General features: G+C 43.9%; 17 protein-coding genes. 2 read left to right on the top strand and 15 right to left on the bottom strand.

Annotated elements, in window-relative coordinates; all coding sequences use genetic code 11:
• Positions 1–41: 41 nt before the first annotated feature.
• The gene (locus tag PREMU_RS00090; protein ID WP_007572124.1) at positions 42–257 is read right to left on the bottom strand and encodes a helix-turn-helix transcriptional regulator; all 216 of its coding nucleotides are present in this window, start codon (positions 255–257) and stop codon (positions 42–44) included.
• Positions 258–505: 248 nt separating this feature from the next.
• On the opposite strand from PREMU_RS00090, the gene PREMU_RS00085 reads away from it, so the two are divergent.
• Positions 506–1,789, top strand: a complete 1,284-nt coding sequence (locus PREMU_RS00085; protein WP_223918673.1) for an ATP-binding protein — start codon at positions 506–508, stop codon at positions 1,787–1,789.
• A 150-nt stretch (positions 1,790–1,939) separates the two neighbouring features.
• Here the strand turns inward: PREMU_RS00085 and PREMU_RS00080 are convergent, their stop codons facing one another.
• From PREMU_RS00080 to PREMU_RS14750, 14 genes are all read right to left on the bottom strand, one after another.
• Positions 1,940–2,167: a hypothetical protein gene (locus PREMU_RS00080; RefSeq protein WP_007572120.1), complete on the bottom strand. Its 228-nt coding sequence runs from the start codon at positions 2,165–2,167 to the stop codon at positions 1,940–1,942.
• 2 nt (positions 2,168–2,169) lie between these two features.
• Positions 2,170–3,624 carry a hypothetical protein gene (locus PREMU_RS00075; RefSeq protein ID WP_007572119.1) on the bottom strand — a complete coding sequence of 485 codons (1,455 nt, stop codon included), beginning with the start codon at positions 3,622–3,624 and terminating at the stop codon, positions 2,170–2,172.
• A gap of 1,615 nt (positions 3,625–5,239) precedes the next feature.
• The gene (locus PREMU_RS00070) at positions 5,240–6,340 is read right to left on the bottom strand and encodes a hypothetical protein (protein ID WP_007572117.1); all 1,101 of its coding nucleotides are present in this window, start codon (positions 6,338–6,340) and stop codon (positions 5,240–5,242) included.
• Positions 6,341–6,345: 5 nt separating this feature from the next.
• Positions 6,346–6,528 carry a hypothetical protein gene (locus tag PREMU_RS00065; RefSeq protein ID WP_007572116.1) on the bottom strand — a complete coding sequence of 61 codons (183 nt, stop codon included), beginning with the start codon at positions 6,526–6,528 and terminating at the stop codon, positions 6,346–6,348.
• Positions 6,529–6,548: 20 nt separating this feature from the next.
• Positions 6,549–7,502 carry an ATP-grasp domain-containing protein gene (locus PREMU_RS00060; RefSeq protein WP_007572115.1) on the bottom strand — a complete coding sequence of 318 codons (954 nt, stop codon included), beginning with the start codon at positions 7,500–7,502 and terminating at the stop codon, positions 6,549–6,551.
• Between the two features lie 14 nt (positions 7,503–7,516).
• The gene (locus tag PREMU_RS00055) at positions 7,517–9,700 is read right to left on the bottom strand and encodes a TonB-dependent receptor (RefSeq protein WP_007572114.1); all 2,184 of its coding nucleotides are present in this window, start codon (positions 9,698–9,700) and stop codon (positions 7,517–7,519) included.
• A gap of 114 nt (positions 9,701–9,814) precedes the next feature.
• The gene (locus PREMU_RS15200) at positions 9,815–9,991 is read right to left on the bottom strand and encodes a hypothetical protein (RefSeq protein ID WP_007572111.1); all 177 of its coding nucleotides are present in this window, start codon (positions 9,989–9,991) and stop codon (positions 9,815–9,817) included.
• 49 nt (positions 9,992–10,040) lie between these two features.
• Positions 10,041–10,217, bottom strand: a complete 177-nt coding sequence (locus PREMU_RS15195) for a hypothetical protein (protein WP_007572111.1) — start codon at positions 10,215–10,217, stop codon at positions 10,041–10,043.
• Positions 10,218–10,267: 50 nt separating this feature from the next.
• A complete protein-coding gene (locus PREMU_RS14760; RefSeq protein ID WP_007572109.1) occupies positions 10,268–10,444 on the bottom strand; it encodes a hypothetical protein in 177 nt (58 codons plus the stop codon).
• A gap of 259 nt (positions 10,445–10,703) precedes the next feature.
• Positions 10,704–10,982, bottom strand: coding sequence for a hypothetical protein (locus tag PREMU_RS15350; protein ID WP_040557887.1), 279 nt, complete (start codon positions 10,980–10,982; stop codon positions 10,704–10,706).
• Positions 10,979–11,959 (bottom strand): IS110 family RNA-guided transposase, encoded by a 981-nt coding sequence (locus PREMU_RS00045; protein ID WP_040557886.1) that lies wholly within the window; start codon positions 11,957–11,959, stop codon positions 10,979–10,981. The genes PREMU_RS15350 and PREMU_RS00045 overlap by 4 nt, the downstream gene beginning before the upstream one ends.
• A gap of 136 nt (positions 11,960–12,095) precedes the next feature.
• Positions 12,096–12,272: a hypothetical protein gene (locus tag PREMU_RS15190; RefSeq protein ID WP_007572111.1), complete on the bottom strand. Its 177-nt coding sequence runs from the start codon at positions 12,270–12,272 to the stop codon at positions 12,096–12,098.
• Positions 12,273–12,321: 49 nt separating this feature from the next.
• Entirely contained in the window at positions 12,322–12,498 is a 177-nt protein-coding gene (locus PREMU_RS14755) for a hypothetical protein (protein ID WP_007572109.1), read from the bottom strand.
• 277 nt (positions 12,499–12,775) lie between these two features.
• Positions 12,776–12,940, bottom strand: coding sequence for a hypothetical protein (locus tag PREMU_RS14750; RefSeq protein WP_007572107.1), 165 nt, complete (start codon positions 12,938–12,940; stop codon positions 12,776–12,778).
• A 134-nt stretch (positions 12,941–13,074) separates the two neighbouring features.
• Between PREMU_RS14750 and PREMU_RS14330 the strand changes: the two genes are divergently transcribed.
• On the top strand, positions 13,075–13,255 hold a 181-nt coding region (locus PREMU_RS14330), incomplete at its 3' end, for an AAA family ATPase (RefSeq protein WP_156803920.1).

Below are 13,255 nucleotides of genomic sequence, written 5' to 3'. Positions count from 1 at the left end.
ATACATTCAGGCACATGGATGATGAATAGTGTGGCTGTTTATCATTGTTCATCCCTTTCTTTTTGCACTGGCACCATCTCATAGTTGAATAGATTCAGCACTTGGTTAACCTTGTCAAGCCTTACTGTCGGCTTGCCTTGCTCAAGCTCGCGTACGAAACGGAGACCGACGCCCGACTTGAAAGCGAGATCCTCCTGCGTGAGATTGTACCGTTTACGCAAAGCTTTCACTTCTGCAGAAAGTTTACTTATTGCCATATTTGTTTCTTTTATACCTTATCGGGGGCAAAGATAATGAATATTCTTCATTTCACTTCATTTCACCAAAGAATAATCCCGAAAAGGTATAATTATTGTCTATTCATTCACGAACGCATCAAACATGCCATTCTTGGCAAAACAAAGCGCACTTTGAACCTGTTTATTTATTGGCAATAAATAAAATTAGGTGTTTTTATTTACTGGTAATTAATAAATCACTATCTTTGCATAGAAAAATGGTTAAGATGATGATAGTAAAAGATATTTTCAAGACTCTTATCAAAGAGGGGCAGGAACTTCTGGAGAGTGTGGAACTCAATGAGCGCCCTTTCAATTTCGAGGAGAACGGCAGATACGTTCTTGTGGGTATCCGTCAGGCCGGAAAGTCATACATGCTATACCAGCGTGCAAAACAATTGCTGCGGGAAGGAACAGATATACACAATATTGTCTACATAGACTTTGATGACGAGCGGCTGCTGGGTTTCAGTGCCTCTGATTTTGACTCCATACTGCAAGCCTATTATTCGGTACGCTCAGAAAAGCCGATACTCTTCTTCGACGAGATACAGAACGTTGACGGATGGGAGCATTTCGCACGCCGACTAGCCAACCAGAAGTATCGTGTGTTCATCACCGGCAGCAACGCGAGAATGCTCAGCCGTGACATATCTACAACTCTTGGCGGTAGGTATCTTGACGACAAGGTTCTCCCCTACTCTTTCGGCGAGTATCTCGGAGCCAAAGGAATCCGGCTCGATGATGGCTGGGAATTTGGCAGACAGAAGAACCAGGTGCAGCAGCTCTTCCGCGATTATTTCTATTGGGGAGGATTTCCTGAGCTGCTCCTGTACAAAAACAAGCGCGGATGGCTGAACAGCCTTTATGAGAAGATAATTCTCGGGGATGTTATCCAACGCAACGGCATCAAGAACGAACAGGCTCTGCGGCTTGCCGTAAAGAAGATGGCGGAAAGCGTGAAGCAGCCCATGGCATACAACCGGCTGGCGAACATGGTAAAGAGTACCGGGGTATCGACAAACACGGCATCAATGATTGACTATATGCGGTATGTCCGTGACGCGTGCCTGATGTTCACCATTGAGAACTTCGAGTCAAAATTCGTGGAAAAGGAGACCAACAAGAAACACTATTTTATGGACAACGGCCTTCTCAACATTTTCCTCACTGACCCGGAGTCATCACTATTGGAAAACATCTGTGCTATCGACCTTTTCCGCAGGTATGGCACAATAGACGACAATCTCGTGGAGCCGCGCCTGTATTTCTACAACCGGAACATCGAGGTGGACCTCTACATTCCCGAAGAGGATTACGCCGTACAAGTGTCGTTCTCACTCTCGAAAGAAGACACAAAGGAAAGAGAAGTAAAAGCTCTTGTTGGACTTAACAAGCTTCATCCGCTGAAGAAAGCCGAGATTGTAACCTTTGACGAAGAAGACGCCATTGATGTCGATGAGCTGCACATAGATGTCATCCCTGTATGGAAATGGCTGCTCAGAAAATAAGCCTTCAAGTTCGATTTTGTTACAGTGTAAACTTCGTGATGGAATCGAACTTGAAAACTGTCCGCAGACCGAGGATGAATTCATAAAAAGGGAAGTTCGATTAAGGATTAAGTTAATCGAACCTGAAAGCTACAATCTCAACAAGACCTCCTATGATCGAAGATCTATCTGAAGGATAAGGTATCCTTCATAGTTGTCGTCTATATTGATGGCCTCGATGTGGTACTTCTTATACACCTCAAGAATGGATTCGAAGTCTAAGGCATCCTCACCGGTATTGATGTAAAGCGTCTCGTCATCGAAGTCGTAGACCTCACACTCACAGTCTAACATCTTGGAGATATCCTTGGCTATCTTTTTTGCCTCTTTATTGTCCATAGCTATGCTGTTAGTTCTTTGTACTCTGCCTGTATAGCAGCCATATTTTTATTGTATTCATTCACAAGCTTCTGGCGTTCACTCTGATATATAGAACGCAGTCCAATCTCACTACCAATATAAGAGAAGAACCGCTCCACATACTGTGCCTTATCGACAGACACTTTATGGGAATTCAAATTCTCAACATAGTGGCCTTGGTTGTTACTGCACCACAGGGTAAAGTAAACGCTGCGGATTTGATCTTCAGGGCACAAGCTGACATTGCCTGTTTTTTGATATTCTTTGTAGACATTATCAACCACCTTCCAGTCACGATTGAATCGGGCGACGTTTTCACGCTCTTTGGCAGCCCGTTTCTTCAGTATCTGCTCCCGATAATTATTATCTTTTTGCGATTGCTTATGCTGAACATATTTGTTATTATAGACAGACAGATATTCGACAAGCTTAACTTCGTCGATGTACTCAGATCTGTGCTGCTCATAATATCCCTTGACAGCCTCCTTTAGCTTGTCCATGGGGAAATTCTTGGGCAGGTTGAGATTAACATAGTCTATGATTCTGTTTAACCTGTCAATGTCCTTGTTGCGCTTAAGGTCCATAAACAGATATCTGACAGTATCAGACACAGGAGTGGCCTTTACCTCGATGTTCTTCTTAGGTGTTTCCTTTCCGGGGGCTTCTACCTTACATCTGCTGTTATTCAGCTTGTTAACCGGCTCTGCAGAAGCTTTTGTAGAGACCTTTCCTGGCTGGCTGACAGCCTTATCCGGATAGTAATTGAGGTGTATGAGTATACCCTTGTTGCCGATACGTTTGCTGCGCGTGATAGCACCGCAGGTCTCAAACGTACGCAGATGGCGCTTCAGCTGCCATTCCTTACAGTGCAGAGCATCCTTGATCTCCGTATAATTAAGGATATAATCGCCAGCAACGAGGCGAACAGACTCACCCCGGGTACCGATCGTATAGCTCTCTTTATGATATGCAGAACAAATCATGTAGATGTACAGCTGAGCCAGTGCCGGTACTTCCCAAAAGAGCTTTTCCTCAAGCGGAAGGATCACTTTTATGTATGGTTCGGCAGGTACCGGTATTCCCTTGACAGAGACTCTACTAACTCTGTTCTTGGGAGCCTTTTCTACATCAACGGGTATGGCTTCCTGACGCACTGCTATGGCATCAGATCTCTTAAGGCGATCAGTGCTGCCTTTAGCGCCAGATTCCTTTATCCCCAATGACTTGGCCAGATAACTGCGCGTACAGATCGTCTCGCCTTTCGACAAGTGAAACACCTTGCCTTTCACCTTAGTGTCCCGTTCATGGATGGAATGCCAGGCATAGAAGAACCAGGCACGTACAGCATTGTCACTACAATACCAACGCTGGTCTATGATAGACAGCGGCACATTAAGATAATGTTGATTCTGCGGACTGATCAGTTTATTCTCCATAGCAACCTCCTCCCTGCAATGCACACAGAGAGTCGGCTACGACCTTTACTGTCGCCATATCTTGCTGATATGTATGATGGGTAAAACCTATGCCTATGATTTTCTCCATAGCTTTAAAATTAAGATCTAAATTGGCTTCAGACGATAAATATCGGACAATCGCCATCTACCTTATCGTGGGCAAAAGTAATATAATATTTTGATTTGGCAAAACTTTTGGAACAAAAAACGTTATTTTAACACAAAAAAAAGCGTGGGGGTCCGACTCCTCACGCCTTCTTAAATGTTAATGATCTTAATTATTAATGCTATGAAGGCGTGAACCTATACGGTTTAAAACCGCCTTCCTTTCAAGTGCAAAGGTAGCTATTCTACTCGACTCTGACAAAAATAAAGATGGAAAAATCCAAAAAACTGTGTTAAACCTGTTTTTTTTAACATTTAACCCCTATTCGAAGACTTTTTTGCCTAGCCATACCAATAATATTTCCTCCTTTTCAGCATCGCACAACATACTGGGAGGGTGCCAGTATGCCAGAGATCCATGACTACGACCCTCCTCCTACATGTTAGATGCAGATTGCGTCATGCCAGTATATATCGATACTTTCATCCGACCTATAATCGGACTTTCGCCAGACTTTATGCCGTACATTTATCTTTATAACTATCTATTATAGATTATTTTATAACATCAGAAAATAACATTTATCCCAAGTAATATCCTAAAGAATCGACTAAGAAATCTACACAATAAAATAATCAAGAAATAATAAAGACTCACATACCGCGTAATGTGTGAGTTTAGTGTATGGAGATTCTCTTCCATAGATTTACCGTGTTTGTTTTCTGCCACAATTTCTGTTGGCCAAGAGGCGAAAGCTTCGCAAAATATAAAGATTTAACCCAACTTGCAGCCTATAGGAATCGAACTCTCTGATTTTCAAGTATTGATTTTTTTGACTTCAGGAAAAATGTACCACACAAATTTTTCGCCTTCGTTTTAACGGTGGGGAGGTAAACTCGAGCTTCTTGTATAGATCTGAGAGCTGTTACTCAGGCTCAGTACACTGCCTTACCTCAACCTCATTACCGTCAATCCGCTTGGCGATAGTGCTTACGACAACTTGTGTGTCGGCAATCCTCTTCACCTCCCGCCATGATATCTTGCAGCCTTTCCGACGCAATTGATACTGAGTGGTTGATACAACCCAGTAGGCAAGTACGGCCAGATTGAAGTGGGCCTTGATGGCTTCATCGCTCTGATGATAGACAGGACGGATGTCCAGATCAAGCGGTATGAGATAATGCTGGCGAATCTTACCGTCACAATCACGGTAAGACTCGTACAGCTTCGGGTAAACGAAGGAATGCTTCTTCCCATCAGTACCGACTTTTGTTCTTGTTTGGACCTTGATAAGTTAGGCAAAATCTTGGTACCATGCAACCCCCGATGTACCACACATTTTAGGGGGTTACGAGTCGCTTAATATCTTTTACGAGGTCAACGCCCCCAAATGGGGTCAAAACAAGGCAAATATCGGTCAAAACAGTGATTTTGTTCACAAAGTTTAAGAGTCCAGCCAGGCGTATGAGCTAAAAGCTGCAAGTTGGGTTAACGGACTATTGAATTTAAGGATTTGGGAGCTTGATGCTCATTGATCATGAATACATACTGGAAATAGTCCAAAGTAGAATATGATGGCAGTCCTTGAAAAGGATGGCTGAGAAAAGACAGACTGACTTTGGTACCAACTAGATCATTACAGTCCCAGTAGGGGGATCCGTCACCGTCAAGCGCATATATAGCTGTTTTTATACCCTTTGAAGCTTCTTCTATGTTGATCACATTATTGAAAAAACTCACCGGGCCGTTAGAGCTAGCAAGTTCCGTTGATTCATCTGGCGGAGCGATAATCATCTCATCGTCCTTAGGGAAATAACAATTGCTGTCAATAGCTATCTGAACCATTGATGTCACGCTGAGCAGATGTTCCTTCAGTATGCTTCCAAAAGTCTGAACCTTATCACCCTCTATCATGTACGGTGTCTGAAAGGCATGCGTCAGCCCAACGAAACAGTAACAACCATTCTTCACTAGACTACTGTTTGCAGGATCCTGCATGAAATCCAGCAACGACTGCGCCATGACCTGATCTCGACGTAATCCTTCATGTTCTCCCTTCTTGCCCAATAAGCCAACTACATGAATCTTATGGGATTTATCTACATTCCGGTTATAAGCATAAATCTCTTTCCATTTCTTCAGGCATTCGTCCGTCTTGGTCTGTGGCGTATCATTGCCAATATCATGGATTACGGAGACCAATTTCTTTTCATCTAGGTTACCATCATTGATGATGCTGTTCAGTTTCTCAGCATCCTCCGCATATATTTCTGCGCCATAAGTCCTAACGTCTTTGTTTTTGTTCAGATAGATTATCAGTTTCGAGTCCAGTAGATGATTTGGGGAGAAACCGTGCTGCTCCCCGAAGAGGAAGACATGTCCCTTTCCTGTCTGGATCTTCGTGCCAAACGCCTGAGGAATGTAGACTTCTTCATCATTGATTTTGAACATATGGTCTTTCAGATAAGACACCTTTATGCTGTCTTCCTTACCCTTATAGGTTCTATCGCAATATACGAAGTAGATTGTCGGGAGCATGATCAGGGCAGCCAATGTCACAAGGACGGTTATAATCATTTTCTTTTTCATTTCGCTTATTTTTTTTGATTAATCAGCAACTGTGGATCAGCAACAGGCTTATAGCTATCATGGATATAATAAGCATCAGTCATATGCTTTGTACTCTTACCCAGAGTGTCGTCTTCAACGACATCCAGAATTTCAGTCTTTGTCATTAACTTAAAATAAAATGGCAATCGTTCATCATTTATCTTCATACGCTTCTATATTTGTTGTTTCAACATGCCTTGTCTTGAGCTATCAGTAGCTCTGCAATATACTGCTCTATATTATAGCAGCAAAGTAACGACTCATATAAGAACTGTCCAGATGGGTTCACTTCCAGGAATATCAGCTGTCCATCTGATCCTACCATAAAATCTAACGCACCATAATTCAGCTTCACCGCGCGCATGAACCTCCGAATTTTCTCACATGTATCTTCATCCAGTTTGTAAGGTGTTACATGCATATGGCTGGACGTTAGCACACGTTTCTTGTCAACAGCCTTGTCGTATAGATCCAGATAACTCGTCGCATATATCCAGCCCTCTACATAGGTCACACGGATTTCCTCCTTTCTGCCATAGAACTTCTGGAACAGGGAAGGAAATCCCACATCACCCTGTTTGATGTCAATATCGTTGATCGAATGGGTAGAACAGGTATAGGTGTTCTTGCCCTCATAGTATATGTTCTTGATATAGCCATTAATCTGCTTGTTAATGACCTGATGAAAATCTCGGAACTTCAGGATCCTATCCACATCATTGGTAATAATGGTGGATGGGATGGCAAAGCCCACCTGCTGCGCGATATTCAGTGTTTCCATCTTGTCAAGAAAATCCTGATTGATTCGTCCCAGAGAATACTTATCTTTGAATATATAGCTCAGATAGTTCACGATGCCTCTATACTCGAAGGCCATCTCTGTATTTATGCAACTGTTTCCGCCTTGGATAATATCGAAAGGTACTGGGCATTTTCTGTACCATACGGCTTTGACTTTGTCGCTGAGATCCTCATTGTTATAGAGAACCGAATGGCTGTTGACGTCTATAAGCCATTTGCCCTTATTAGAATATATGTCCTTGGGGGAAATCTTCAGGAAATCCACTCCATAATACAACAGCCAGTCAATCACGGCATCCGTACATTGATCATAGCCATCAATACTAAAAATTAATATCATTTTATATATTTTTATTAATTAATGTTATGTGTTTTTTCTCCAAACAGTTCTTTCTCGATCTGTTTCTTTGATTTATGATTGATGTTTAGTATGACACCCACATAAATCATCCTATTCAGAATCGGTTGAGACTTGATGATTCTGTCTGGAGTGAACATACAATCATTCTCGTTCTTAAAATTGAGCATATTCCGGAAACTCACCACCCATACTGTCTGCATCTTCATAACTCGTGCCAGATGGGCTATCGTCAGAGATACGTCATGATAGTCCCGAAGTCTTGTCGTCAGCATATCGGTATGATATGGGTTTTGGTACTCCCTTCCGCTGGAGAAAGAATACTGAAGATTGAAGTATGTTGATATCGGACTGAAAAACTTTAGGTACTTCACCAGAAGGATGTGGTTTGCAACGAACGTAGGCTGGATCCTTTCCTTATATCCTTCGTATCTCCGCTTGCTGCTCAGGATGGAGTATCCTAACTTCAATGTTCCGCCAAAAAGCCTCGTGTACTCTACTGACTGATCAAAACCAGCAGCATAGCCGTCTCCGCCATTACTCAGACTGAGGTCGTTATTCTCTCCCTCCTGATATGTGATGAGATCCGTGTATCGCTTATAATACAACGAGCCAGAAAGAAAAAGGTCGTGACAACTGATATCATTATAGTCTACAGTAAGAATATGATGGAAAGCCTTCTCGTAAGTAAGCTTGCCGGGATACCTCAAGAATGAATATTGTGGTACCTGAGCATACTCACCCCAGTCCAGGTGTGCCGAGAGGCGATTGTAATCATACACCAGATTCAGTCTGGGCAGAAAGATGTGCTTTCTGATAACAGAATTGTATTCCCACCTCGCATTGGGCATGATGTTCAGTCCTTTTGTGATATTACAATTGGCCTCGGCATAAAGCCCTACATAATGGTTTTCCAAAGTTTCTTCCCCGTAACTTTTGTTTCTACGATAGATGTAATCGCCACCGAAACTTAATGTACTTCTTTTTGTAAACAACGAATAGTCCAGGTGCCCTTGTCCCTGCAGATCAATCCCTTTACCAATGTTCGTCCAGCTTCCAGGGATGAACTCTCTGTCCATGTTATTAATATACTGTACCCCACCGGATGTAAGCAACTTAGAGTGTCCACCCTTATGACGGAACGATAGCTTTGAGAACACGCTCTTTCCTCTCTGATGATTCTCAACCCTAGAAGAAAAATCTGTCAGACTCGGATAGTGTACCGTATATTTGGAGAGGTTAACATCTGTGTAGAGATTCAGTGAACTCCTGCGATTAAACGTATGTGTAAACATGAAGTAACCTATGAATGATTTCGGGGCCGTGTCGAATTGAGCATATGAACTCTTGTTGGAAAACAATTGTTTAGAGAGGGACAAGTCAGAATAAGAGCCACCGAGCCAAATGGTGTTCTTCCCGAGTCTTTTCGAATAATCTATGTTCTGGTATATTGACGACAGTGTGATCTCCAGGCTCTTGCGAAGCAGCGGCACACTAGAAGACTCTAGATTGACCATTGCGGACATATACTGTCCGTTCTCTGCAGAAAAGCCTCCTGCAGAATATTCAGCATTCTCAAAGACTGCTACCTGGAATCGTGAAAACTGGCATTCGCCATTGGCAGATGATGTATAGAAGTCGAGGATACTGATACCATCAAAGGTAAAGCCGGTCTCAGAGCCCTGCCCGCCACGGACCAGCAAGCCCTCGCCACGATTCTCGACCTGTGTTCCCGAAGTACCTCTCAATGCTGATGATATGGAAACATCCGTACTGTTCATGTTCAGGGTAGCCCGATCCACTTTTATTCCCTTAGATATCGTTACCATCTGCTGAGCCGTCACTGTGACCTGACCTAGGCTAAGCTCTTTAGAGAGTATGAATTCAACGTTTTGTTCTGCCCCTATAATCGTCACATCCTTCTCTGCATCAAGGTACCTCAGTTTATGGGCAACAAGGACAAGATGATAATTCAACATGCTATCAGGCAGCGTGATGGTGTATTCTCCCTTTTCGTTGGTTCTGCTATCCCAAGGATGATCCTTGACAAATACTACAGCATCAGATATGGGGAGTGAAGTAGAAATCTCTTTTACAACACCTTTTATCGTCGTCTGTGCACAAACTGTCTGGAACAAGACGAACAGAAGTAATAATAAACAATAAATACGTATCTTCATAATTCAGTTTTTTGCGTAGCCCATCGAAATCCGGATACTACACATCACACAAACAAGAAAATCAAATAAGGTCCTCCTCCTCAATAGGAGGAGAAACCTTTATTAGCAACTCTATTAATATACCTGAGCTGCACCAGGAGCAGCCATACTCTGTGCGTCAACGGCCTGGACTGCGGCTTCACCCTTGCCAAGCTCGATGTCACTCAAATAGCTGGGCATAGCAGTGTTCACCATCTCACAGCGATCCTCAAGCTTCACCACATCGAAGTCTTTCTTCAAGTTCTTTTTCATTGTCTCAATTGTTTTTAATGTTTACGATACTGTTATCAGGTACGAGAAATTAATATACCTGAGCTGCACCAGGAGCAGCCATACTCTGTGCGTCAACGGCCTGGACTGCGGCTTCACCCTTGCCAAGCTCGATGTCACTCAAATAGCTGGGCATAGCAGTGTTCACCATCTCACAGCGATCCTCAAGCTTCACCACATCGAAGTCTTTCTTCAAGTTCTTTTTCATTGTCTCAATTGTTTTTAATGTTTACGATACTGTTATCAGGTTACGAGAAATTAATATACCTGAGCTGCACCAGGAGCAGCCATACTCTGTGCGTCAACGGCCTGGACTGCGGCTTTACCCTTGCCAAGCTCGATGTCACTCAAATAGCTGGGCATAGCAGTGTTCACCATCTCACAGCGATCCTCAAGCTTCACCACATCGAAGTCTTTCTTCAAGTTCTTTTTCATTCGAAAATGATTTCTTGTGAACGCCCGATAAATCGGACATTCGGGTTTAACTTATTTGATTTGACACAACAAAAGAATTAGCAGACTGCGGCATGCCGTCTGCGGCTATCGGAAGGCTTTTATAGTTTTAAAACGACTGGGAAATAGGAAATTTCATTCGCGTGCTCAGAGCAACAATCTTTGCCTCTCAGTCGTTTAGGCCAGTTTCATTTTCAGGCTTGGAGTCCCAGTAAAAATCGGCCTTAGGATTCGTGCGCCTCTATGCGCTTTCCTTACCGGGCGAATCCTCTCCGGTGAGTTTCTTTATCTGATCCTGATAATACTTGATTTGAGCCTGTTTACGCTTGTCATCCATGTAGTCAGGTCCGAGCTCCTGATATACAGTGCCGTCCTTGAGCATGTGATAGATGACCTTGAGCATTTCTGCTGCGATTGCCACCAGCGCGCGTTTCTTCCCCCGTCTTGCGGCAAGTCTCTTGTAGCGTTCCGAGAAGTAGGTACCCTTTGTTCTTGTTGCACACCACGCACATTCTGTCATGATGGCCTTCGTTGCCTTGTTGCCGTGGTTGGTGTGTGAACTTTTTTTTTACCTGCACTCTCGTTGTTGCCTGGGGCCAGACCCGCCCATGAGGTAAGATGCTCTTCTGTGGGGAACACTTCCATGTCTACCCCTATCTCGGCGAGGAGTTCCTTGACCGAAGAGTTTTGCATGCCGGGCACTTCACAGAGTTGTTCTATACGTCCCTGCAGAGGCTTCATCCGTCGGTCTGTCTCCTTGTCGAGGACTTCGATTTCATCCTCGATGTTCTTGATACTCTTGCGGATTGCCCTAATCATGAACTTGTGATGTTCAGTGAAGTGCCCTTCAACGGCCTCGGCGATTTCCTCCTGCGAGTGCTTAAGGCGCGGATTCGTACATAGCTCTGCAAGTTTCTGAGGGTCAGTCTCACCCTTTATAACCTCGTCTATCACAGCAGTGCATGTTTTGCCACGTATGTTGCTAAACACGCTTGATAACTTAAGGTTGGCATCCTCGAAGATGCGTATCATTCGGTTGTGCTCTGCCGCCCGTTGCTGCACGAGCTTACGGCGGTAGCGTGTCAGATCGCGGAGATCGCGCTGGTCGCGCCTGGGGATGAAACTCCCTTTAAGCAGACCGGCACGCAAAAGCTTACATATCCATGCGGAGTCTTTCTTGTCAGTCTTGTGACCTGGGACATACTTAATGTGGCGTGCGTTAACCACCATGATAGTGAATCCGCCGGGCTCAAGGATGTTCATCACAGGCTTCCAGTAGACACCGGTGCTCTCCATTGCTACATGGGTAACACCCAGTTCCAATAGCCATTCTTTCAATTGTGTCAAAGATCTCGTTGTCGACTGGAACGTACGCGTCTCTTTCTTGATGTCCGTTCCGCTGACTGTTGCCACAATCTCCTTCTTGTGAACGTCAAGACCGCATCCGCGAGCTACGACTTCTTCGAAGGATACTTCGTTCTTCTGTTGTTTCGCCATAGTTGTAAAGGGTTGAAGTTACTGTATCTGTGGCAAAGATACGAAAATTTTCATTCCCTTTGGCGAAAGCCTTCATGTACGTTTCATTGTCTCAATTGTTTTTAATGTTTACGATACTGTTATCAGGTACGAGAAATTAATATACCTGAGCTGCACCAGGAGCAGCCATACTCTGTGCGTCAACGGCCTGGACTGCGGCTTCACCCTTGCCAAGCTCGATGTCACTCAAATAGCTGGGCATAGCAGTGTTCACCATCTCACAGCGATCCTCAAGCTTCACCACATCGAAGTCTTTCTTCAAGTTCTTTTTCATTGTCTCAATTGTTTTTAATGTTTACGATACTGTTATCAGGTACGAGAAATTAATATACCTGAGCTGCACCAGGAGCAGCCATACTCTGTGCGTCAACGGCCTGGACTGCGGCTTTACCCTTGCCAAGCTCGATGTCACTCAAATAGCTGGGCATAGCAGTGTTCACCATCTCACAGCGATCCTCAAGCTTCACCACATCGAAGTCTTTCTTCAAGTTCTTTTTCATTGTCTCAATTGTTTTTAATGTTTACGATACTGTTATCAGGTACGAGAAATTAATATACCTGAGCTGCACCAGGAGCAGCCATACTCTGTGCGTCAACGGCCTGGACTGCGCTCACCTTGCCAAGGCTACGACTGGGTCAACGTCAAATAGCTGGGCATAGCAGTGTTCACCATCTCACAGCGATCCTCAAGCTTCACCACATCGAAGTCTTTCTTCAAGTTCTTTTCATTGTCTCAATTGTTTTAATGTTTACGATACTGTTATCAGGTACGAGAAATTAATGTACCTGAGCTGCACCAGGAGCAGCCATACTCTGTGCGTCAACGGCCTGGACTGCGGCTTCACCCTTGCCAAGCTCGATGTCACTCAAATAGCTGGGCATAGCAGTGTTCACCATCTCACAGCGATCCTCAAGCTTCACCACATCGAAGTCTTTCTTCAAGTTCTTTTCATTGCTTTAATAATTAAATGATTAAAATTGAAGTTATTTATATATTACACTAGATTGACTAGACATACTAGCTATACCAGGGTTATCATGAAGTTGTACATCCTCGGTGATCTGGTCACTTACTAATAGACTTTGATGACGAGCGGCTGCTGGGTTTCAGTGCCTCTGATTTTGACTCCATACTGCAAGCCTATTATTCGGTACGCTCAGAAAAGCCGATACTCTTCTTCGACGAGATACAGAACGTTGACGGATGGGAGCATTTCGCACGCCGACTAGCCAACCAGAAGTATCGTGTGTTCATCA

This window comes from Hallella multisaccharivorax DSM 17128 (assembly GCF_000218235.1).
GTDB lineage: Bacteria > Bacteroidota > Bacteroidia > Bacteroidales > Bacteroidaceae > Prevotella > Prevotella multisaccharivorax.
The sequence above is the reverse complement of the archived record's forward strand: the minus strand, read 5'-3'. Positions and strand labels throughout refer to the sequence as shown.